This window comes from Tessaracoccus sp. OS52 (genome assembly GCF_020687685.1).
Taxonomy (GTDB): domain Bacteria; phylum Actinomycetota; class Actinomycetes; order Propionibacteriales; family Propionibacteriaceae; genus Arachnia.
In genome coordinates this window covers 205311-228160 of the sequence record NZ_JAJEWM010000002.1, presented here as the reverse complement: position 1 = coordinate 228160, position 22850 = coordinate 205311, and the positions used below count along the sequence as shown (strand labels likewise).

General features: G+C 68.7%; 17 protein-coding genes and 1 tRNA gene. 10 read left to right on the top strand and 8 right to left on the bottom strand.

What is annotated here, in order from left to right; genetic code table 11:
* The first annotated feature begins 37 nt into the window (after positions 1 to 37).
* On the top strand, positions 38 to 1024 hold the full coding sequence (locus LKO27_RS10620; RefSeq protein WP_227737476.1) for an aldo/keto reductase: 987 nt from the start codon (positions 38 to 40) through the stop codon (positions 1022 to 1024).
* A gap of 36 nt (positions 1025 to 1060) precedes the next feature.
* On the opposite strand, the gene LKO27_RS10615 is transcribed toward LKO27_RS10620, so the two are convergent.
* From LKO27_RS10615 to LKO27_RS10605, 3 genes are all read right to left on the bottom strand, one after another.
* Positions 1061 to 1462, bottom strand: a complete 402-nt coding sequence (locus tag LKO27_RS10615; protein ID WP_227737475.1) for a type II toxin-antitoxin system VapC family toxin — start codon at positions 1460 to 1462, stop codon at positions 1061 to 1063.
* A 697-nt stretch (positions 1463 to 2159) separates the two neighbouring features.
* Positions 2160 to 4019 (bottom strand): ABC transporter ATP-binding protein, encoded by a 1860-nt coding sequence (locus tag LKO27_RS10610; RefSeq protein WP_227737474.1) that lies wholly within the window; start codon positions 4017 to 4019, stop codon positions 2160 to 2162.
* Complete coding sequence (locus tag LKO27_RS10605; RefSeq protein WP_227737473.1) at positions 4016 to 5881, bottom strand: ABC transporter ATP-binding protein; 1866 nt, start codon at positions 5879 to 5881, stop codon at positions 4016 to 4018. Before LKO27_RS10605 ends, LKO27_RS10610 begins: the two co-directional genes overlap by 4 nt.
* Before the next feature lie 166 nt (positions 5882 to 6047).
* On the opposite strand from LKO27_RS10605, the gene treY reads away from it, so the two are divergent.
* From treY to LKO27_RS10575, 6 genes are all read left to right on the top strand, one after another.
* Complete coding sequence (gene treY / locus LKO27_RS10600) at positions 6048 to 8624, top strand: malto-oligosyltrehalose synthase (RefSeq protein ID WP_227737472.1); 2577 nt, start codon at positions 6048 to 6050, stop codon at positions 8622 to 8624.
* 50 nt (positions 8625 to 8674) lie between these two features.
* The gene (locus LKO27_RS10595) at positions 8675 to 10300 is read left to right on the top strand and encodes a response regulator transcription factor (protein WP_227737471.1); all 1626 of its coding nucleotides are present in this window, start codon (positions 8675 to 8677) and stop codon (positions 10298 to 10300) included.
* A gap of 140 nt (positions 10301 to 10440) precedes the next feature.
* The gene (locus LKO27_RS10590; RefSeq protein WP_227737470.1) at positions 10441 to 10818 is read left to right on the top strand and encodes a hypothetical protein; all 378 of its coding nucleotides are present in this window, start codon (positions 10441 to 10443) and stop codon (positions 10816 to 10818) included.
* The gene (locus tag LKO27_RS10585; protein WP_227737469.1) at positions 10721 to 11869 is read left to right on the top strand and encodes a class I SAM-dependent methyltransferase; all 1149 of its coding nucleotides are present in this window, start codon (positions 10721 to 10723) and stop codon (positions 11867 to 11869) included. Before LKO27_RS10590 ends, LKO27_RS10585 begins: the two co-directional genes overlap by 98 nt.
* A gap of 262 nt (positions 11870 to 12131) precedes the next feature.
* Positions 12132 to 13892 carry a malto-oligosyltrehalose trehalohydrolase gene (gene treZ / locus LKO27_RS10580; protein ID WP_227737468.1) on the top strand — a complete coding sequence of 587 codons (1761 nt, stop codon included), beginning with the start codon at positions 12132 to 12134 and terminating at the stop codon, positions 13890 to 13892.
* A gap of 96 nt (positions 13893 to 13988) precedes the next feature.
* A complete protein-coding gene (locus tag LKO27_RS10575) occupies positions 13989 to 14492 on the top strand; it encodes a ferritin-like domain-containing protein (RefSeq protein ID WP_227737467.1) in 504 nt (167 codons plus the stop codon).
* A 171-nt stretch (positions 14493 to 14663) separates the two neighbouring features.
* Here the strand turns inward: LKO27_RS10575 and LKO27_RS10570 are convergent, their stop codons facing one another.
* The 3 genes from LKO27_RS10570 to lgt form a co-directional block, all read right to left on the bottom strand.
* Positions 14664 to 14828: a hypothetical protein gene (locus LKO27_RS10570; RefSeq protein ID WP_227737466.1), complete on the bottom strand. Its 165-nt coding sequence runs from the start codon at positions 14826 to 14828 to the stop codon at positions 14664 to 14666.
* A gap of 48 nt (positions 14829 to 14876) precedes the next feature.
* Entirely contained in the window at positions 14877 to 15614 is a 738-nt protein-coding gene (locus tag LKO27_RS10565; RefSeq protein WP_227737465.1) for a hypothetical protein, read from the bottom strand.
* 223 nt (positions 15615 to 15837) lie between these two features.
* Positions 15838 to 16896 carry a prolipoprotein diacylglyceryl transferase gene (gene lgt / locus LKO27_RS10560; protein ID WP_227737464.1) on the bottom strand — a complete coding sequence of 353 codons (1059 nt, stop codon included), beginning with the start codon at positions 16894 to 16896 and terminating at the stop codon, positions 15838 to 15840.
* A gap of 145 nt (positions 16897 to 17041) precedes the next feature.
* On the opposite strand from lgt, the gene LKO27_RS10555 reads away from it, so the two are divergent.
* Both LKO27_RS10555 and LKO27_RS10550 read left to right on the top strand, forming a co-directional pair.
* A tRNA-Ala gene (locus tag LKO27_RS10555) sits at positions 17042 to 17114 on the top strand.
* Between the two features lie 429 nt (positions 17115 to 17543).
* Positions 17544 to 17696 carry a hypothetical protein gene (locus LKO27_RS10550; protein ID WP_227737463.1) on the top strand — a complete coding sequence of 51 codons (153 nt, stop codon included), beginning with the start codon at positions 17544 to 17546 and terminating at the stop codon, positions 17694 to 17696.
* Positions 17697 to 17754: 58 nt separating this feature from the next.
* Here LKO27_RS10550 and LKO27_RS10545 read toward each other — a convergent pair whose 3' ends face one another.
* Together LKO27_RS10545 and LKO27_RS10540 are read right to left on the bottom strand one after the other, a co-directional pair.
* Positions 17755 to 18975, bottom strand: coding sequence for an ABC transporter substrate-binding protein (locus LKO27_RS10545; RefSeq protein ID WP_227737462.1), 1221 nt, complete (start codon positions 18973 to 18975; stop codon positions 17755 to 17757).
* Between the two features lie 249 nt (positions 18976 to 19224).
* Positions 19225 to 21993 carry a LuxR C-terminal-related transcriptional regulator gene (locus tag LKO27_RS10540; protein ID WP_227737461.1) on the bottom strand — a complete coding sequence of 923 codons (2769 nt, stop codon included), beginning with the start codon at positions 21991 to 21993 and terminating at the stop codon, positions 19225 to 19227.
* A 276-nt stretch (positions 21994 to 22269) separates the two neighbouring features.
* Here LKO27_RS10540 and LKO27_RS10535 point away from each other — a divergent pair, with 276 nt between their 5' ends.
* Positions 22270 to 22839, top strand: coding sequence for a hypothetical protein (locus LKO27_RS10535; RefSeq protein WP_227737460.1), 570 nt, complete (start codon positions 22270 to 22272; stop codon positions 22837 to 22839).
* Positions 22840 to 22850 lie beyond the last annotated feature (11 nt).

The window sequence follows — 22850 nt, the reverse complement described above, 5'->3', positions numbered from 1 at the left end:
GGGCTCCGATGTCGGGCACCGGTCCTAGGCTGAGTACATGGACACCAGAACACTTGGACGGACAGGGCGCCATGTGAGCGTCGTCGGGCAGGGCTGCTGGCAGTTCGGCGGTGATTGGGGAAACGTCAGCGACGACGCGGCGATGGGCGTGCTGCACGCGGCGGCCGACGCCGGCGTCACCTTCTACGACACCGCCGACGTCTACGGCGACGGGCACAGCGAGGAGCTCGTGGGTGCCTTCCTCAAGGAGCGCCACGACCACCTCTTCTTCGTCGCCACCAAGCTCGGCCGACGCGCGGATCCCTTCACGGCTGAGACCTACACCCGTGAGAACCTGCGGGCCTGGACGGACAGGTCGCGCAGCAAGCTTGGTCTCGACACCATCGACCTCACGCAACTGCACTGCCCACCACCGGCGGTCTACTCCACCGAGGCCGTGTTCGACGCCCTGGATGAGATGGTCTCCGACGGCTGGATCCGGCACTACGGCGTTTCCGTGGAGACCGTCGAAGAGGCGCTGTCGGCAATCGAGCGGCCAGGGGTGGCAACCATCCAGATCATCCTCAACGTCTTCCGCCGCAAGCCGCTCGAGGAGGTCCTCCCACGGGCGAAGGCCGCCGGCGTCGGCATCATCGCCCGGGTGCCACTGGCCAGTGGCCTGCTCTCGGGGAAGTTCTCCGAGGACACGCAGTTCCGGCCGCAGGACCACCGCAACTACAACCGCCACGGTGAGTCCTTCGACCAGGGAGAAACCTTCTCCGGGGTGCCCTACGACGTCGGCGTCGCAGCCGCGCGCGAGTTCGTGGAGCTCGTGCCGGAAGGGCTCACGCCCGCGCAGTACGCGCTGCGGTGGATCCTGGACCAGGACGGCGTTTCAGCAGTGATCCCGGGGGCAAGCCGGCCAGACCAGGCGACGGCGAACGCCAGGGCCGCAACGCTGCCGTCGCTGTCGTCGGACCAGCTTGGCGAACTGGAGGACCTCTACGACCGCCACATCAGGGAGCACGTGCACGGCCGCTGGTAGGCGGTCCCGCGGCTCCGCCGACCGCCAGCCGGCGCGTCAGCTGCCGAAGATGGCTGGGTATCCCGCTACGGGGACGATTCCCCGCGCCCCCGCCACCAGCGTCGGGTCCTCCGTGACCAGGACGTCGGCCTGCAGCTTCGCGACGGCGAGGTATTCGGCTGCCTCGATGTCCTCCCAGCCGAGTTGCGACGCGAGCTTCCAGGCGGTGGCGCGGGAGACCCGGTCCCCCAGGAGCCGGATCCGCAGCGCGGCGAGGTCGTCGAGCTGCCGCAGCGCGTCGCGTTCCGGGAGTTCCGCCGCCCGGACCTCCCGATAAATCCGTGACATCACGTGTGAGCGCAGGATCGACGGCGCAACCAGCTGGTCGCCCTCTGCCACCCGCCGCTCATCGCGGATGAGTCTGAGCGCGACGTCGGCGTCGATCGCGAAGCGCGTCACGGGACCATCCTGCACCAGATTCGCTCGAAATCGCCTCCTGCCCAGCGGTTGCCGGGTTCCGTTGGTCGAGTAGCGCCCGTGAGGCACGAACGGGGTTTCGGGCTCCGGTGGTCGAGTAGCGCCCGTGAGGCACGAACGGCGCGTGTCGAGACCAGGCCCGGGTCCGCAGGGGTCTCGACACGCTCGCTGGCGCTCGCTACTCGACCAACGGTGGGGGTGGGTCTCGCCACTCGATCAACGGTTGGTGTGTCGGTGGTCGAGTAGCGCCCGTGAGGCACGAACGGGGTTGCGGGTGTCGGTGGTCGAGTAGCGCCCGTGAGGCACGAACGGGGTTGCGGCTGTCGGTGGTCGAGTAGCGCCCGTGAGGCACGAACGGCGCGTGTCGAGACCAGGCCCGGGGGTCCGGGGGTCTCGACACACTCGCTGGCGCTCGCTACTCGACCAACGGTGGGGGTGGGTCTCGCTACTCGACCAACGGTGGGGGTGGGTCTCGACACGCTCGCTGGCGCTCGCTACTCGACCAACGGTGGGGGTGGGTCTCGACACGCTCGCTGGCGCTCGCTACTCGACCAACGGTTGCGGTTCCGTTGGTCGAGTAGCGCCCGTGAGGCACGAACGGCGCGTGTCGAGACCAGGCCCGGGGCTCCGGAGGTCTCGACACACTCGCTGGCGCTCGCTACTCGACCAACGGCGGGGGTCAGGCGCCCAGTGAGGTCTCCCACTGGCCGTGGAGGGCGGCGAAGTGGCCCGTGGCCTCCTCGATGAGGGTGGCGGGGTTCCCGTCCTCGACGATGCGGCCGTCCACCATCACCAGCACCCGGTGCGCGATGGCGACCGTGGACAGGCGGTGGGCGATGATGATGGCGGTGCGGCCCTTCAGCAGGGTCTGCAGACCGCGCTGCACCAACCGCTCGCTGGGCAGGTCCAGGGAGCTGGTGGCCTCGTCGAGGATCAGCACCTGCGGATCGGCAAGGAACGCGCGAGCGAATGACACCAGCTGCCGCTGTCCCGCCGACAGGCGTCCGCCGCGGCTGCGCACGTCGGTGTCGTAGCCGTCGGGCAGCGCCCGGATGAAGCCGTCGGCGCCGACGTTGATGGCCGCCGCCTCGATGTCCTCGCGGGAGGCGCCGGGCCGGCCGATCGCGATGTTGTCAGCCACCGTTCCGGAAAACAGGTAGGCGTCCTGGGTGACCGTGACGATCAGCTTGCGCAGGTCGGCGTCGGTGATGTCGCGCAGGTCGGTGCCGTCGATGCGCACCGTGCCCTGCTGCGGGTCGACGGTGCGGGCGATGAGTTTGACGAGCGTGGTCTTGCCGGCGCCGGTCTCCCCCACCAGCGCGACCACCTGGCCGGCGGGAATCTCGAGGTCGATCCGCGGCAGCACCGGAGCGCCCTCACCGTAGGAGAAGGTGACGCCATCAACCTCGATGTGGCCCTTGGCCCCGTGGACGGGCACGGGCACCGCCGGGTCCGAGAGGGTTGGCCGCTCCTCGAGCACGCCGGAGATCTTCTCCAGCGCTGAAGTGGCGCCCTGCAGCTGGTTTGCGAACATCATGATCTCGGTCACCGGGTCGAAGAACTGCCGCGCGTAGAGGACGGCCGAGAGCAGCACGCCGACCGGCAGCGTCCCCGCAAGCACCCGGCTGCCGTCGTAGAACATCAGCACCGCGCTCACGATCCCGGCCAGCGCCACGATCACGGTGTTGGCGATCCCGAAGACGAAGATGACGCTCGCGTTGCTGGTGCGGTACTCGTCGGCGCGCGCACCGAACTGCTGGCGGCGGGCGTCCTCGGCCCGGAACGCCTGCACGGCCCGGATCCCCACCATCGACTCCACGAAGGACCCGATCATCGACGACGACGCCACCCGCACCCTGCGGAACCGGTTGCGCGACTCCGTGACGAACCACCAGCCGAACAGCACCGTCGGCACCAATCCTGCAAGCAGGATCAGGCCGCTGGGGACGTCGAGCAGCATCAGCGCGATGACCGTGCCGAACAGGAACAGCAGGGAACTCACGAACGATGAGATGCCACTGGCGACGAACTCACGGATGGCCTCGACGTCGCTGGTCTGCCGCGAGATCAGGCGCCCGGAGGTGTACTTCTCGTGGAAGGCGATGCTCAGCCGTTGCGCGTGCTGGAAGAGCCGACGGCGCAGCTCCAGCACCAGCGCCTGCGCGAACTTGGGCGTCACGGCCTTGGCGTGGCCCTCCAGCAGGCCGGCCAGCAGCGCGGCCACCAGGGCGGCGACGGCGATGACCACGAAGCGGGACCAGGACCCGGTGTCCAGCGCTCGGAAGCCGGCGTCGACACCGAGTCCCACCAGTGCAGGCACGGAGACCTTCGCGGCGGTGCCGAAGACCGTGGCCGCGGCCACCTCCGCGACCTGCCACCGCACCGGGTGGAGCAGCGAGCCCAGCAGCCGCATCGAGCGCTGCCGCAGTGCTCGGTTCTCCGCACGCGTGTGGTGTTCGGCCTCCTCGCCCATCGTCCCCTGGACGCTCGACGGCGACTCCTGCCGGCGCGGCAGGCGCTTGGCGGGCTTCTGGGTCATCGTGGCTCACCTGCTCCCGTCGTCTCGTACCCGGCATCGGGGTCCAGTTCGGCCTCAGCCTCGCCGGCCTCCTCCGGTTCGTCGAAGGAGGAGATTACGTAGCGGTAGCGCTGGCTGGTGGCGAGGAGTTCGGCGTGGGTGCCGACGGCGACCACCTGCCCCCGGTCCATGAGCGCCACGCGGTCCGCGAGCGCCACCGTCGAGGGCCGGTGCGCGACGATCAGGGCCGTCGTGCTGCCGAGGGCGGCGTCGAGGGCCTCGGTGACTTTCGCCTCGGTGTGCACGTCCAGGGCCGAGAGCGGGTCGTCGAGCAGCATCAGGCGCGGCTTGGCAGCGATGGCGCGGGCGAGCGCCAGACGCTGCCGCTGGCCGCCGGAGAGTCCCTGGCCCTCCTCGCCGATGACGGTGTCGATGCCGCCGTCCAACTCGCCCACGAAGTCGGCGGAGGCGACGTCGAGCGCTTCCCGGAGGACGTCGTCGGAGGCCTCGGGGTTGCCGAGCAGCACGTTGTCGCGGATGGAGGCGGAGAACAGTGTGGGCGCCTCGAAGGCCACCGTCATCTGCTCGCGCAGGTGGTGACGCGAGACGTCGCGGACGTCGACGCCGTCGACGAGGATGCAGCCGGAGGTGACCTCGTAGAGTCGGGCGGCCAGGTTGACCAGCGTCGACTTGCCCGACCCGGTCAGTCCTACCAGGGCCATCCGTTCGCCGGGATGGACCTCCAGGTTGAGGCCCGACAGCAGCGGTTCCTCACCCGGTCCCTGGTCGTCGAAGCGGAACGTCACGTTTCGGAACTCCAGGCGGGCGCCGTGCGGGGCGCCGTCGAGTGGGACGGGGATGGTGGTTGGCTCGTCGGGGTCCGAGATCCGCGGGGCGGCGTCCATCACCTCCTTGAAGCGGGCCAGAGCGCTCAGCGCGTCCAGGGTGAACGCCAGCAGGAACCCGAGGAAGGCCAGCGGGTTGCGCAGGATGGTGGCGGTGGCGAAGAACGCGACGACGCCGCCGATGGTGACCCAACCGAGGGAGGCGAACCAGATGGACATGACCAGGCACACGGCGATCACTACGTTGGGGATGAGCGTGAGCCAGCGGAACATGCGGGCGTCGGCAAGGCCGCGGGCCACCTCGAGGTCGCGGAGTTGCTCGGCCTGGTCGCCGAACTGCGCCAACGCCTCCGGGGCCCGCCCGAACGCCTTGAGGATCCTGATGCCCTTGACGGACTCCTCCACGACGGTGGCGACGTCGCCGGACTTGTCCTGCGCCCTGCGGGTGAGGCGGGTGTACTGCCGCTCGAAGCGCAGCATCAGGTAGATCAGCGGCGCTGAACCGACGAAGAACACCAGGGCGAGGATCCAGTTGGTGCCGGCCATCAGGATGACGCCGACGCCGATGGTCACCACGTCGGAGATCAGCATGATCAGGCCGAAGGCGAGCCACCGTCGGATGAGGTTGAGGTCCTGCGTCACGCGGGTGAGCAGCTGTCCCGAGGGCCACTGGTCGTGGAAGGTGGTGTCCAGATCGACGAGGTGGTCGAACAAGGCCATGCGCGCGCCGTACTCGATGCGGGTGGAGGCACCGAGCACCAGCAGGCGACGGGTGAAGACCATCGCAGCCTCGAACAGGCCGAGCCCGCCCACGAGGAGCGTGGCGGGTAGCAGGGCGGAGCGGTCACCCGCGGCGATCGGTCCGTCGATCAGCCGGCCCAGGACCTGCGGCATCATCAACGCCGCAGCGGACCCGAGGATGGTGCACACCAGCGCCAGCACCAGCTTCCACAGGTGCGGCCGTGCGAACGGTGCGATCACTCCCACCAGTGCGCGGGGTGAAGGTGCCTGGCCCGATACCGGTTCTTTCCTGACCATCTCGTCCACCAAGCCTCCCAGTCCCCTCCCGCGGCGCCCAAAGGGCAGCCCGGACATGTTACCCCTTGAAACAATCCAATTCATCGTTGACCGGATCTCAGTCGGACAGGCCGTCGCGCAACTCGCCCCCGGACCGCCGGGGACCACCACCATTTACAGTGGGCCCGTGAACAACCGCGCCCTGCCAGCATCCACGTACCGCCTGCAGCTCCACGCAGGATTCACCTTCGACGACGCCGCCGCGCAGGTGGACCACCTGGCCGCGCTGGGGGTGACGCACCTGTTCTGCTCCCCCATCCTGCAGGCGGCGCCCGGATCCATGCACGGCTACGACGTCGTCGACCACTCCCGGATCTCCGCGGAGCTGGGCGGCATCGACGGGTTCCGCCGCCTGGTCTCCGCCGCCCACGGGCGCGGGCTGGGGATCGTCGTGGACGTCGTCCCAAACCACATGGCGGTCCCCACCCCGCTCTACCACAACCACGAACTGTGGGAGGTCCTCAAGGAGGGTCCGAACTCGCCGTTCGCGCGCTGGTTCGACATCGACCTGACCGGCTCGCAGGCCATCCTGATGCCGGTGCTCGGCAGCCGGATCGGGCAGGAGCTGGAGGCCGGCACCATCACCGTCGAGGAGCGGGAGATCCCGCGTGCCGACGGGTCAACGCAGGCGGAGTTGGTGGTGGTCCACCACGACCACGTCTTCCCCATCCTCCCCGGTACTGCGGGCCTGCCGCTGCCGGAGCTGCTGGAGGCGCAGTGGTACCGGCTCGCGCACTGGAAGGTGGGCAGCGAGGAGCTGAACTACCGCCGCTTCTTCGACGTCGACACCCTGGCCGCCGTGCGGGTGGAGGACGACGCGGTCTTCGAGGCCACCCATCGGCTGCTGTCCGACCTCCACGCCGAGGGCCTCATCGACGGCTTCCGCATCGACCACCCCGACGGCCTGGCCAACCCCCGCCAGTACTTCGCGGACCTGCAGAAGCTGACCGGCGGGTGCTGGGTGGTGGTGGAGAAGATCCTGGAGGCAGAAGAAACCCTGCCCGAGTTCTTCGAGTGCGCCGGAACCACCGGGTACGAGGCGCTGCTGCGGGTGAGCGGGTTGTTCCAGGACTCGGCGGGCTTGCCACGGCTGGACGCGTTGTGGGAGCGCATCTCGGGCTCCGGCGAGGGTTTCGGCCCGGTCCTGGCCCGGGCCAAGCGCGAGGTGGTGTCCTCGATGCTGTTCGCCGAACTCAACCGGCTCACCTCCATCGCCGTGACCATCTGCGACGGTGACATCCGCCTGCGCGACCACACCCGTCGCCAGCTCCGCAACGCCATCCGGACGCTGCTGGTGGAGATGGACCGCTACCGCGCCTACGTCGAGCCCGGACGACCGGCGCCCGAGTCCGAGCGGGAGGTCCTCGTCGAGGCTGCTGACCGCGCCCGCGAGAGCCTGGCCAGCGACGAACTGGACACGCTCGACCTGATCGTCGCGCTGGCCTGTGGCGACCCCGGCACCGGCGACGAGGGGCAGGGCGCCGAGACGCTCCCCGAACCCGGCAGCGGCCCCGTGACCACGCAACTCCCCGACCGCCCCCACGACACCCGCGAGCTGCGTGCCGAGTTCATGGTGCGCTTCGCGCAGACCTGCGGCCCGGTGATGGCGAAGTCGAAGGAGGACACCGCCTTCTACCGCTGGAACCGGTTCGTCGGCGTGAACGAGGTGGGCAGCGAACCCACCCTCGTCGGCATCAACCCCGACGGCTTCCACGACTTCTGCGCCCACCTCAGCACCCAGTGGCCCAGCACGATGACCAACCTCAGCACCCACGACACCAAGCGCTCGGCCGACGTCCGGGCGCGGTTGTCCGCCATCACCGAGTACCCCAAGGAGTGGGAGGCCTGCGTCCACGAGCTGCGGGCGGCCACCGAGGAACTGCGGGCGGAGCCGCTCGACGGCGCCACCGAGCTGTTCGTCTGGCAGACCCTCGCCGGCACTTGGCGGCTCCCCGGGACGGCCGCCGGCGCCAACCCCATCTCGGACGAGCGGCTCACCGGCTACCTCACCAAGGCGATGCGGGAGGCGAAGTCGCACACCAGCTGGACCGAGCCCAACCAGCCCTACGAGGACGCCGTCGTCGGCCTCGCCCTCGCGGCCCTGACCGACGACGCCTGCGCCGCCGCGCTGGATGCGTTCACCGCCACCGTCGCGCCCTCGGTCCGCGCCGCCATCCTCGGGCAGGCGCTGCTGCAACTGACCATGCCCGGGGTCCCGGACACCTACCAGGGCTGCGAGTTGGTGGACCTCTCGCTCGTGGACCCGGACAATCGCCGCGAGGTGGACTTCGGGCTGCGACGGCGCCTGCTGGCCGACGTCGACGCCGGGACCGCCGACGTCGACGGCTCGCTCGACGCCGCAAAGCTGCTGGTCACGAGCCGGGCACTGCGCCTGCGGACCCAGCACCCCGACGCGTTCCGCGGCCCGACGGCGGAGTACCGTCCCATCGCAACCACGTCCGGCCACGCCGTGGCCTTCGCGCGGGCGGTGGCCGGCTCCGACGACGTGACCGCCATCACCGTCGCCACCAGGCTGCCGTCGCTGCTGGGAGAGACCGGCTGGGCCGAGCACCGCATCATCCTTCCCGAGGGCCGGTTCACGGACCTGCTGTCGGGCCGCGGGGTGTCGGGCGGGGAGACGCCGCTGGCCGAGGTGCTGGCCGACCTCCCGGTGGCTCTGCTGGTACCCGACGGCGCGGCCTGAGCCCTTTTTCGAGGTGTTGCGGCCGGTGTTACCGTTGATTCGGAGCCACGATGGTCGACCAGGCAGAGGAGCTGCTCTCGACGGCGCGGGCGGCCTATGTCCGCGGGGACTGGAACGCGGCCAATCACGACCTGACGCTGGCGCATGAGAGCGGCGAGTTGTCCACCGACGGACTGGACCTGCTCGGCAGCACGTTGTGGTGGCTTGGCCGGGTAGGCGAGTCGCTGGCGTTGTCGGAGGAGGTCTTCCAGCGCTACGAGGACCAAGGCGACCACCTGCAGGCGTTGCGCAAGGCGCTGGACCTTGCCCTGCTCTGGTTCATCCGCGGGGACCTCGTCATCGCCTCCGGCTGGTGCAACAGGGCCCGCAGGCTGCTGGAAAGCGCGCAGGACTCACCGGAGGGCGGGTATCTCCTCTACCTCGACGCGGCCGTGGCCCTGGACTACAACAATCTGGGGCCGACGCGGGAAGCCGCCCGTCAACTGCAGGCCATGGGCACCCGCTTCAGGGCCTCGCCGCTGACGTCGCTCGGTCTGGTCCTGTCCGGGCTCGCCGACATCCGGGAGGGGCGTACCTCGTCGGGGTTCGCGCAGTTGGATGAGGCGATGCTGCCGGTCCTCTCGGGGCACATGCCGCCCGAGTGGGCCGGAGACATCTACTGCACCGTGATCCACACCTGCAACGAACTGGCCGACACACCCAGGATGCGGGCCTGGACCGAGGCGATGGAACAGTGGTGCCAGCAGTTCCAGGGAGAGGTGGTCTACTCCGGGATCTGCCGTATCCACCGCCTGCAACTGCTGTGCCTCGAAGGCGACTGGCAACACGCCGAGGAATCCATGACGCGCAGTGGCAGCGAACTGGTGGGGCGCAACAACTGGGTGGCCGGGGAGGCCTTCTACCAGTTGGGGGAGATCCACCGGCTGCGAGGCAACAGCCCCGGTGCGAGGGAGGCCTTCGACAGGGCGCGGTCGCTGGGCATCGAGCCCCAGCCCGGTGAGGCACTACTGCAGCTCTCCGCTGGTGAGGCGGAAAAGGCGTGGGCAGGGCTCTGCTCGGCGCTGGCCGGACTGGACCGGCTGTCAGCCGCGCGCCTGCTCGGCGCCGCCGTCGAGGTGGCCGTCCACCTGGACCGGCTGGAGGCGGCCGAACACTGGTGCGGAGACCTGGAGACCACCGCGCAGATCTTCGGGACTTCAGGGTTCCGCGCATGGGCGGCACACGCCCGGGCGAGGGTCCTGCTCGCCCGGGGCAGGCACGCCGACGCCCTGGCCAGATTGCGTGTCGCCGCGGCAGAGTACCGGAGCCTCCACGCCCGCCACGACGCCGCCAGGGTCCACGAGCTGCTGTCGGTGGCCCACCGAGGTCTCGGGGACGACGCTGCAGCGGCCGCTGACACCGCCCAGGCCCTTGCCATCTACCGTTCGCTGGGAGCGGGGCCGGACGTGCGTCGGCTGGACGTGAAGGAACTGCCGGGCGGGCTGACGGAGCGGGAGGCCGCGGTGCTGGCACTGATCGCATCCGGTGTCAGCAACCGGGAGATCGCCGAACGACTCTTCATCAGCCAGAAGACCGTGGCACGGCACCTGTCCAACATGTACACCAAGATCGGGGTGTCCTCGCGTACTGCGGCCGCCGCCTGGGCGCACGAGCACGGGCTAGCCCACACTCGCTGAGCGCCCGCCGACCAGATGAGTCGAATGACCCATCCGGTGCGCCACGAGATGGGCACTCCTCCCGATTCGGGTCAGGGGGTGGCTTCCTTACCGTTCTTGTAGTCCCCGACGCCGGGGACCCGACGGCAAGGAGAACCGGGATGGACCTGGACGTGTCCCTGGTCGCTGGGAGCATTTCCAGCGTGATCTTCGCAGGCAGCGTGCTGCCAATGGTGGCCAAGGCGCTTCGGACGCGCGACCTGTCCTCCTACAGCCTCGGCAACCTGATGCTTGCCAACGTCGGAAACCTCGTGCACACCGTGTACATCGTGAGCCTCCCGGCGGGGCCCATCTGGGCCCTCCATGGCTTCTACCTGCTCACCACCGGGCTGATGTTCGTGCTCTACCTCACGCACGCCCGGCATCCTGAAGGGATCACACATGACCACCCAGACCCTGCCGACCACGGCGTCGCACTCCCAGAAAAATCCGATCGCCGGTTCGTCGCCGTCGGACCAGGGCCCGCCCACGCCGTTTGACACGGAAGTCGCCACCGCGCTCGCGAACCGCTACCTGCAGATCCTCAACGACGCATCGATCGCGCTGCTGACCAGTGTCGGCCACAAGACGGGCCTGTTCGAACTGCTCGCCGCGAACCCGGGGAGCACCAGCCACGACCTCGCCGCCCTCGGCGACCTGCACGAGCGCTACGTCAGGGAGTGGTTGGCCGGCATGGTGGTGGCCGGCGTCGTCGAGTACGACCCCGTGCACGCCACACACGTTCTGCCGCCTGAGCACGCCGCGGTTCTCACGTCCGCCGCCGGGCCCAACAACGTCGCCCACATCATGCAGTACATCCCGATGATGGGCGGGGTCGAGGACAAGATCGTGGAGCGGTTCCGGCTGGGAGGAGGGCTCACCTACGCCGACTACCCGGACTTCCACCGGACCATGGCCGAGGAGAGTGCCTCGGTCAACGACGCCTCGCTCGTCGACGAGATCCTTCCGCTGGCGGACGGGCTGCCGGGGCGCCTGGCCGAGGGCATCGACGTGGCCGACATCGGCTGCGGCTCCGGGCACGCGGTCAATCTGATGGGACAGGCCTACCCCGCGAGCCGCTTCGTCGGCTATGACTTCTCCGAGCCCGCCATCACCGCCGCCCGGCAGGAGGCCGCCGCCATGGGGCTGACCAACGTCAGCTTCGAGCAGCTTGACGTCTCGTCACTCGAAGTCACGGATGGTTTCGACGCCATCACCGCCTTCGATGCCATCCACGACCAGGCCCACCCGGCCCGCGTGCTGGACAACATTCGGCGTGCACTGCGTCCCGGTGGGGTCTTCCTGATGGTGGACATCCGGGCAGCGAGCGCGGTTCAGGACAACATGGCACTCCCCTGGGCCAGCTACCTCTACGCCATCTCGATGTTCCACTGCATGAGCGTCTCCCTCGGCCTGGACGGGGACGGCCTGGGCACCGCCTGGGGGCAGGAGTTGGCCGTTCGGATGCTGGAAGGGGCGGGCTTCAGCCACGTCAAGGTCCGCGAGGTCGAGACCGACCCCTTCAACCTCTACTACGTCTCGCGGCCCTGACCCTCACCCCGAACGGCCTGGCGGCTGAGGGGCGCCTCCGCTCCCGCCGCCGGGACCGGGGGTGGCGCGGCCACGCCTTCAAAATGTGCACCTCACGGACTGGGCAAAGGCTTACTGCCCGCCCCAGCCTGATCGAGTTGCACGGTTTGAAGGTGGCGTCCTGCGGCCTTGAAGTGCGGGAGCCGGTCAGACCCATGCGTTTGGACGCGCTCAGCTGTCCGCAACGGGCTTGGGACTCGCTCGACTTGGTAGTCTCCGCCCCATGCTTGAGCCCCGGAACCCATCCGTACCCGAGGTCTGGGCCCCCAGTGCCGCCGCCGTATCCGCAGTGGTGGACGGGCAACCAGAGGACCTGCGGCCCATCCCCGGACGCACTGGATGGTGGTCACTCGGGCGCGAGTTGTCCCAAGGGCAGCGCTACGCGTTCAGCGTCGACGGCGGCCCGCCGCTCCCGGACCCGCGCAGCCTGGCCCAGCCCGAGGGCGTCCACGGACCGAGTGCCGTCGCGGACCCCGCGATCTTCGGGCGAGCTCCTGGCTGGGCCGGGCGCAGCCTGCGTGGCGCCGTCGGCTACGAACTGCACATCGGGACGTTCACCGACGCCGGCACCTTCGACTCCGCCATCGAACGGCTGGATCACCTCGTCGGGCTGGGCGTCGAGTACGTCGAGGTGATGCCGGTGGCGCCATTCCCGGGCGAGCGCGGTTGGGGTTACGACGGCGTCGCCCTCTACGGCGTGCACCACGCCTACGGCGGACCCGAGGCCTTTGCCCGGTTCATCGACGCCGCCCACGAGCGCGGCCTCGCGGTGGTGCTCGACGTGGTGTTCAACCACCTCGGGCCGGAGGGGAACTACCTGTCCCAGTTCGGGCCGTACTTCACCACCCGGCACCACACCCCATGGGGCGACGCGCTGAACCTGGACGACGAGGGCAACCAGGAGGTGCGGGCCTTCCTCCTGGGCGCCGCACGGCAGTGGCTCGTGGATTTCCAGGTGGACGGGCTGCGGCTCGACGCAGTGCACGAACTTGCCGATGATTCGGAGCCCCATTTCCTCGCCGAACTCGCCGGCGCCGTCGACGACTGGGAGCGCGAGACCGGGCGCCCGATGACCCTGATCGCCGAGTCCGACCTCAACCGGACCGAAATGGTCTCCCCTCTCCGCTCCGTTCCCGGCGCGCGCGGGATGGACGCCCAGTGGGCCGACGACGTCCACCACGCCCTGCATGCCTTCTTCACCGGCGAGACGCATGGCTACTACGTCGACTTCGGCACCGCCGACGTCCTGGCGAAGGCCCTCACCAAGGTGTTCATCCACGACGGCGGCCACTCGACCTTCCGGGGCACGGACTGGGGCGCCCCCGTCGACCGGGAATCAGACCTCTATGACGGCCACTCGTTCGTCACGTTCACCCAGGACCACGACCAGGTCGGCAACCGGGCCGTCGGGGACCGGTTGGCCCACGTCGTGGATCCTGGCTTGCAGGCGGCCGCTGCGGCCCTGAACCTGCTGAGCGCGTTCGGGCCGATGCTGTTCATGGGCGAGGAATGGGCCGACTCCAGCCCGTTCCCCTACTTCTCCCACCTCGGTCCCGAGCTGGGTCCGAAGGTGACCGAGGGCCGGGCGCGCGAGTTCGCGAAGGTCGGCTGGGCGGAGCCGACGCCCGACCCACAGGCCGAGGAGACGTTCCGGAGCGCCGTCCTGCGGTGGGAAGAGCGCCAGGAGGAACCGCACGCCCGCATGCTGTCGTGGTACCGGCGGCTGATCGGGATCCGCCACCGGGAGGACGACGTCAAGGACCCGGCCCTGACGTCGACGCGGGTCGAGGTGGTGGACGAGAACACCGTCGTGATGTGGAGGGGGCGCATCGGCGTCGCAGCCACGCGTGCTGCCGACGGCGCCGAGATCGGGTTGGGCGAGGACTTCGAGGTGCTGGCCGCCTGGGATGAGCCCGCCGACGCCGACGGCGGCGACCTGCGCCTGCGGGGCCCCGGGGCCGTCGTCGTGCGGCTGCTGACGTAGGGAGATTTTCGCTTTCGACCCATGGGTGAACCGCGCCGCCAGTAATGTCGTTCCACGCGCCCAATACTCAAAGGCGCCCGAACGGAAGGAGTCAGAATGGCTGACAAGGGACTGGAAGACCTGTTCTTCGACACACTTCGCGACATCCACTACGCGGAGCGCCACATCCTCAAGACCCTCCCCAAACTCCAGGCAAACGCCAGCTCGGACGAACTCAAGGAAGCCTTCGCAACCCATGAGAAGGAGACCGAAGGGCAGATCCAGCGGCTCGAGAAGGTGTTCGCGCTGATCGACCGCCCGCCGACATCCAAGCGCTGCGAGGCGATCGACGGAATCCTTGAGGAAGGCAACGGGGTCCTGGAGGACTACAAGGGCACCACGGCCCTCGACGCCGGCCTCATCTCCTCCGCACAGGCCGTCGAGCACTACGAGATCACCCGCTACGGCACGCTGCGCCGCTGGGCGAAGATGCTGTCGATCGGCAACGCCTACGACCTGCTGACCGAGAGCCTCGAGGAGGAGAGCCGCACCGACGAGCTCCTCACGAAGATCGCGGACAAGGAAGCCAACGCGAAGGCGGCCACGGTCGAGAAGAAGTAGCGTCCACGCACTGATCGAGCAGGACACCTCCCCGCTGATCGAGTAGGAGCCCGCGAGGAACGAGCGACACCGCCCCGCTGATCGAGTAGGAGCCCGCGAGGAACGAGCGGCGACGTGTCGAGATCCAACGACGACCCAGTGGTCTCGACACGCTGGCTCGTCCCTCGCCAGCTACTCGACCAGCGGAAAACAGCCCAGCGGCAACACCTCCCCGCTGATCGAGTAGGAGCCAACTAGCGCCACCTCCCCGCTGATCGAGTAGGAGCCAACTAGCGCCACCTCCCCGCTGATCGAGTAGGAGCCCGCGAGGAACGAGCGGCGACGTGTCGAGATCACACAAACGGCCCGGGGATCCACCCCGGGCCGCTTTTTCGTGTCGGTCCCTCAGGCATCCAGCCCGGCGCAGGACGTCACCTGGGAGCCGACGGCCTCGATGACCGTCGGGTCCAGGGAATCCAGACCGAAGTTGGGGGTCGAGGAGCCCTGGGCCTCGGCCTCGATCTCGTTGATCGCCGCGACGAGTTCCTCCTCCGTGGCGTACCCGGCCGAGGAAACAGTCTCCGCGCCGGTCACGTAGACATCACCGACGGCGGCAAGGTTGGACTCGACGTGGTCGGTCAACTCGGCGGAGCCCTCGAAGTTGAAGTCGTCTGGGAGCGCCGCCAGGTCCGTGCTCGCGGTGGTGAGGATCGTGCCGAGGTCGGTGTAGGTCTGCACGACGATGTCGGTCACCTCGGCGACGTCCATGTCAGGCTCGGTACTGGGCCCGGCCACCTCGCCGACACTGGCGATCGACACGCAGAAGGTGTCGAACCACTCCAACGCCTCCGCGCTGAGCTCGGCGCCATCCAGCGGACCCGACGACGGCGCGGGTTCGGCCGTGGAGGTGGTTGCGGGATCGACGGTCGGGGTCTCAGTAGGTGACTCGCTGGCGGTCTCCTCGGCGGTGGCCTCAGCTTCCGTCGCCTGGGATTCGGTGGGTTCTGCCTCTTCCGTGGCGACGGTGGAGGTGGTGGCCTCGGGTTTCAGCTCGTCGGTGTCAGCGACGCAACCGACCACGAGCAACGCGGTCAGGGATACGCACGCGACGACGGTACGGCGAACTGAGAATGGCTTGTTCATTGTTCGACCCTACGCGTCCACCGGTGCAGTGACCGAATCGCGCAGAGCCCTGCACGCGGATCTGGAAGCTCTTTCCACAGCCTTCCAAGCCTTGCGCACGGCAGATGTTCAGCGCTTTCCCGGTTTTCAACAGTTGTTCACAAGCTTGGGGAAATCCTCGACGTCGAGATTCTACGAAATGAGCATTCTTACGCTCAATCCACGCTGAGAAAGCGATCTCCCGTCAACCACGCGTCCCTTTACCACCTGTGCTACCGGGCGTGTCGCGCGGGGTGGCCGTAGCCGCCGTGCGGGAGTCGTCATCCACAGGTGCACCCGGGTTATCCACAGGTAGTTGAGCGCGTTCCTCAGCATTATCGTCCACCTCGTCGTCGCGGCCATCCGACGGCGGCTCCGCGCCCTCGGCGCTGGCCCCGTCCACCGCGTCATCGTCAGCGCCAGCGGCCCCGCCGGCCTCGACGTCGGAGATTGCCCGTGCGCGCGACCAGGTCCACAGGATCACGCCTGCCACGACCATCGGCAGTGACAGCCACTGGCCCATGCTCAGCCCCAGGGAAAGGAATCCAAGGTGAGCATCGGGCTCCCGCCAGAACTCTCCGATGAAGCGGAAGACGCCGTAGCCGATGAGGAAGGCGGCCGCCACCTGGCCTCGGTACCGCGGCTTGCGGGCGTAGAGCCACAGCAGGATGAACAGCAGCAGCCCTTCCAGCAGTGCCTGGTAGATCTGCGACGGGTGGCGGGGGATGTCGCCGCCGGTGGGGAAGATCATCGCCCACGGCAGGTCCGCGGGTGCCTCACGGCCCCAGAGCTCGCCGTTGATGAAGTTGCCGATCCGGCCGGCCATGAGACCGAACGGCACCGCGGGAACCAGGAAGTCGCCCACCTGCAGGAACGGACGCTTCTTGATCCAGGCGTGGACGGCGATGCCGACGATGACGCCCAGTGCGCCGCCGTGGAAGCTCATCCCGCCGTCCCACAGCTTGAACGCATCCAGCGGGTTCTGCAGGTAGAAGGCGGGCTTGTAGAACAGGACGTATCCCAGACGGCCGCCGACGATGACCCCGGCGATGGCGTAGAGCAGCAGGTCCTCGATGTCCTGGCCCGTGTACCTGGCTGGCTTGGTGATGGAGCGGTACGGCTCGTGCTGGAGCCGGCGCCTCAACAGAAGGTACGCGACGGCGAAGCCCAACAGATACATCAGCGCGTACCAGTGGATCTTCAGACCGAAGATGTTGATGGCAACTGGGTCGATGTCGGGGAACTCGAGCACGAGGGGTGGCATGGCAACAAGCATGTCACCTGCCACCGACGGGGAGAAAAGCAGTCCGGCGCGTCCACTCCGTGTGCACCTCGGCCCGTTCGGCTCTGCAAGCGGTCGTTTTCACAGTCGCGTCGGGGGCCGGTATGCTGGTCGGGCTGTCAAGCGCGGGGCATTAACTCAATTGGTAGAGTGCCACCTTTGCAAGGTGGAAGTTAGGGGTTCGAGTCCCCTATGCTCCACAATCCGAACCCGCGTTTCTCCAGGCCGAATGAGGGTAACAGCTCTAGTCAGGCCGGAAGGGTCCTGCGACAGGCCCCGCATCTCCCCGAAACTTGGCCAGAAACTGGGCTCAGATTGGGTTCAAGGTGGCGCATAAGTGCATCAGATTGAGCCTAACTTCTGAGCTCGGAGGTCCGATTGCGCGTGCAGATGTAAACGTGTGTATCGGCGTATATGGGTTCCTCTTACACGCGGTGATGGAGTCTTAGACATGGATCCCGTGATGAATCCTTCCGTCCCGGCGCTGGCCGACGACCTCCCGTACTGGCCGGGCGTGAGCGGCTACTCTCCAGTACCGGTCGCGGTGGGAGAGAGCGACTGTGGCGCAGCGGCGCATGCTAAGCGGGATGGCTGAACTCAGGGGCGACGATCCCGTGTAGATCGGAGAGTTGGCCACCTACCTCGGCAAGAACCGGACCTCGGATCTCTCGGTAGCCCGACGAGAACTGATCGGCAAAGGCCTCGTGTACCCACCTGAACGCGGCTTGGTGGCCTTCACCGTACCGGGCATGGCCGACTTCATCCTGGGTCAGGACAACTGACCGCGCCCCAACGTCGGCGATGCGCATGCACAGCCTTGCTCCCCGTCGCAAACGCCGGTCATCCCTTCGCGATCTTCCCCATGTCCGCAGCCGCGCGCCGCAAGGCCGCGGCGACGTCGTCGCCCGTGTAGGCCTCCCGTAGCGCCTGCACCCACCGCTCGGCGATGGTCCGGTACCGAGGGTGGGGCGTGACGAGGACTTCGGCGTGGTGCTCCAGGAGTTTGCGCGAGACGGCCGCGAAGTCGCCCCACCCCGAGACCAACTCCTTGAACTGCGGCGCCTCCCAGACGCTGCGTCGGGTGGGGTTGAGGTTGCCCTCCGACGCGGACCGGAGCAGGAACTCCTTGGAACTTGCCCACTCGATGAAGGCCCAGGCCAACTCCGGGTGCCGTGAGGACTCCGTCATGGCCAGGGACCAGGTCCACAGGTTGGGCCGGACGCCGAGCGTGCCTGCAGGTGTCATCGCGTAGGCGATGCGCTCGCCCATGCTGCACAGTTCGGGGTTCTCGAAGATCGGCGCGTAGTGGTCAGAGTCGACGATGAGCCCGTACTTGCCCGCCCCGAAGTCGAGGGCGAGCTCGTACCACCGTCGCGACGTCCAGTCGGTGGGCCCCGCCTCCCGTAGCGCGTCGACGAACCTGGTCGTGGCGGGGAGCGCCTCGTCGGACGCGACGGCAACCCGCTCCCCATCGAAGTCTGACCCGCCCTGGGACCAGAGGTAGGTGGCGAACCCGGTGTACATGGTGTGCCAGGCCTCGGTGCCCCGTTGGGCGAAACCCATCGTGCCCGGCACTCGCTGAGCGACGGCGGCCGCCGCCGCGAAGTACTCGTCCCACGTCGTCGGCACCCCGACGCCTGCCGCCTGCAGATGCTCAGGGACGTAGGCCAGGTTGTAGGACTCGCAGTTGACGGGGACCTCCATCAGCGGGCCATGCCCCAGCGGATCCCCGAAGCGTCCGGTCCACCGGTTCGACTTGAGCAGGGTCCCGAAGAAGTCGTCTGCATCCCACTGCGCCGACGCGGAAGCAACGTGGGCGTCCAGCGGCGCGACGAGCCCGGCTCCCATGTGTTCCCACAGCAACACGGGTCCCGACATGAACACGTCGACCCGACCCGGTTCGGCGAGGGCGCCCTGGATGTTCCCGGCGAAGTAGTCGTCACTGGCGACGATGGTCGTCTCGAGCCCGATCCCGGTCTGCTCGGTGAACTCGTCGGCGTGCTTGACGACCGAGGCGACATAGGCGTCGGTGTCCGGGCCCAGAAATCTGACCGTCTCCATGATCATTCCCACATCTGCATCGAGGTGGACTCGTGAAAGGAAGTTACTCCCAACCGGTGTGGGGTGGCGGCGATTGCCAAAAGCGCGGGCCTGAGGATGTGGCCGCACGACCCCCGAAGAGGCGCCCCCCGGCAGCGACCACACCCTGGCCTGCGATTCCACTTCGGTGATCCGTCGTGGTGAACCCAAACCTATTTGGTACTTAGTCGCGACGCCTCAGTAGTGGACTACTGAGTTTTTCCGGACCACTTACGCAGAGTCCCTACGCAACCCCGACGACCGACCCGAGCGACCCGTCGAGTCGGTTCGATCCTCGCCGTCGACGCCCAGCAGCTCTGCGATCTCCTCCCGACGGCGCACGCCGAGCTTTGCGAAGACCTGATAGAGATGCGACTCGACGGTGCGCACGGACAGCACGAGCCGCTCGGCGATGGCCTTGCTGCTCAACCCCTCCGCCACCAGGTGGGCGACCTCGCGTTCGCGCCGCGTCAATTCCGGCAGGTCCTTGGGGATCGCGAAGCCGTTCACGGCTGCCCCTTCGCACTCTGCGGCCAGCCGGGCGGCCCGTGCCTTGGCCCTGTCGGCGGCAGCTCCGGGGCGCATGAGACGACCCGCCTCGGCAGCGGCCTCAGCCGCCTCCAGCCGGAATCCGGCGTCCTCCAGCCGTTCCGAGATCCGCTCCAGGCGGGCCGGGTTCCGCGCGACGAGCGCTGCCGCATGCTCCGCGAGCAGAGCGGGCAGCGGCGATGGGCATGCCTCGGCGCAGTCGGCCAGCAACGGCTCAACGGTCGCCACGGGACCCCCGAGGCGGAGTGCGGTGTGCAGCAGGCGTGCGCGATGCACCGGCAGTTCCTCGAACTCGGCCGCCCGCTCGAGCGCGATCCGCGACGCGTGGGTCTGGTCTCCCAGCGCGGCACGCACGAACACCTCGGCCAGCACGAAATCCAGCCGGGAGCGAGACCTCACCCCTGCGATCGGCAGCCTGCGGGCGCGCTCCAGCGTTTCGCGCGCGGTGGCCCCGTCGCCGGTGCAGGCCTGGGCGTGGGCGATGGTGGCCAGGACCCACGCCAGGTTGCCCCCGAGGTCCGCCTCCCGGAACGACGCCGCCGCCTGCTGCAGGTGCTCAAGTGCGGTCGCGGGGCATCCCCGGAGCAACTGCATTACCCCCAGGCCGAACGTCGCCAGCCCGACGCTCACGTCGTCGTACCCGGGCACCCACTTCTTGTAGTTGGCCTGGATCAGGTCCTCGGCCAACCGAAGCTTCCCGTCCTGCAGCAGACAGTAGATCTCCTGCAGGTCCATCGACTGCCGGATCCGGGGCGCGAGGGGACCGCCTCGCGCGGCGAGGGCCCGGAGCCTGCCATGGATCTCACGCGCGCGGTCCGTCTGGCCCATCAGGGTGAGCGACTCCCCCGCCACCTCGCCGGCGATGACGAAGGTCTGCTCGCGGACGTCGGGGTCCTCCACCACCTCCAGCGCCTGCTGCGCCGCTGCCCGCAGCCGCCCCGACTCAAGGTCGATCATCGCCCGCAGCGCGGCGTGGAGTCGCCTTGAGTCCGGGTCCGTGCAGCGATCGCGGAAGCGGTCGAGCACAGCGCGAGCCTTGTCGTCCTCGCCCAAGCCGTGGAACAGGGCCACCACCCTCCGGTTCACGTACTCCAGACGCACGTCCACCCGCTCCTCGGCGAAGGCGCTTTCCTCCACCGACGCCAGGGTCGCGGCCGACTCCTGGAACCGCCCCAGGCCGTTGAGCGCAGCGGCCATCACGACGGTGGCTCGCACGTCCGCGCCGCGTGCGACGGCGGCATCGGCGAACCGCAGCGCTTCGTCGAAGGCGAACACGGAGGCGGCGTGCTCCGCGGCCAGGACCAGCGTGTCAGTGTCGGGCACCTCGCCGGCGTCGAGCTGCCACCCCGCCAGCCGCATGCGTGCGGCGCCGTCGAGGATCTGCAGCGAGGCGGCACGTGCCAGTGTGTGCAGCAGGCCCCTTCGGTCCTCCGCCGAGAGCCGGGCGAGCGCCACCTCCCCGAGGAGCGGGTGACCCAGCCGGTAGACGCTGTCCAGGTCCCCCTCGTGGTCGCGGACGCGCTGGACCATCCCGGACCGAACGAGCGACGCGAGGGCTTGTGGATCGCAGACCCGCTCCGCGAGGCGGGGCTCCAGTGGCTCCCCCAGCGCGAGCAGGGCGAGGGACTTGCGCTCGGCGTCCGTGAGCGAGTTGAGCCGGCCACCGATGGCGTCCACCAGCCGTGCGGGCAGAGGGACCTCGCCGTCCCAGCTCCAGACGCCGTCCTGTTCAGTCAGCGAACCGGCTTCGACGGCGGCCAGCACGAATTCGCGGATGTGCAGGGGGTTGCCGCCGGTCACGTCGTAGAGCCGATGCAGCACCGGCTCGGCGATCGCTCCCCCGAGCGCTGTCCTGACCAGACTTGCTGCCTCCTCCCGGGTGAAGGGGCGGATGTCCAGCCGATGTGTGAGGCCGTCGCGCCACAGGGCAGCGATCGGGTCCGGGGCGGGGGCCCCCGAGCGGACCGTGGCCACCACCACACCCGATCCCGTGAGCGCGATCCGTAACAGGAGAGCCGCACTTCCGGGGTCCAGCAGGTGCGCGTCGTCGACCACCAGCAATGGCACCGTGCCGTCGCCCGGGTCAAGTGCGTCGATGAAGGCAGAGTGGAAAGACACGACGTCGGTGAAGTTGCCCGGCGCGATCCGCGGTGCCCAGTGCGCGAGCGCGGCATACGGGATCATCGCGGCTGCGCCAGTGCCCACCGCCCAGAAGTTCCGGAAGCCAGCCTGCTGCGCCCGCAAGCTTGCCTCCCTGGCGAGCCGGGTCTTCCCCTTGCCCGGTGGCGCGACGATCACCGCCCCCCGCGGCCCCTCTGACGGTCCCGGTTCGCCGATCGCCTCAGCGAGGAAGGCCAGTTCCTCGTCCCGCCCGACCAGGGGCCAGGATGCGAGCAGGCGCGACGGGAGGTCTCCCCCGTCGGATCGCAAATGTCTGTCGACCTGCGCCATGCGCCGATCTTAGGAGTTGGCCCCGTGCCTCGCGACGGTTTCGCCCGTTTGCCAGGCTCGTGCGGCGACCTGAAGGCCATGGAAAAGTTGCCGACGAAGTGCGGGCGCGTAGCGTAGCGCACGATGGGTGCAACTTAAGCCAACAAGTTGCCCTGTGATTGAATTTATTCTAACTTTCTTGTTACAGTGATATCGCCGGTAGAGAAGCCGGTTTCTATCACCCGCATCGAGCTGCAACCCACACCTAACTACCCCCGGAAAGGTGGCCAAGAGCTCATGTCCAGCCCCCTTTCCGTGTCCCCGAACGCGGCCAGGAGCACCTCGACGACGGCAGCCAACGACGGCTCCCCGACAGAGGTCCGGTCCTTGCGCAACCGCCGGATCCGACGTCGCCGTATCCTGATGGCCGTCGTCGGAGTGGTTCTCAGCGGCCTTGCCCTCTCCCCCGCCGTCCAGGCGTCGGCAATGAGCCGTCCCGATGCAGCCTCACGTTCGACGCAGCTTTCCGCAGCCGCGCTGGCACCGGCGGCGGTCCCGGCACCCCCCGCCGGTCACGCCGTCGTCTCGGTCAAGGTCAGCGGTGACAGCACCGGATTCAACACGAACAAGCGCGGCGGCACCGGGCTGGTGGGCCGCCCAGGCGTGCAGCTCGGCCTGTACTCGAGCTCCTCGGACACGAGCAGGTACAACGCTTCCTGGGCGTGGACGACGTGCACCTCCGACGCCGCTGGGGACTGCAACTTCGTGATTCCGATCGGAGGCAGCGGCACCCCACCCAGACGGCAGTACCCGAGGACACCCGCTTCTACGTCCGTGCGGAGTCCGCCCCCGCCGGCTGGCGCCTGAACCAGCATCTG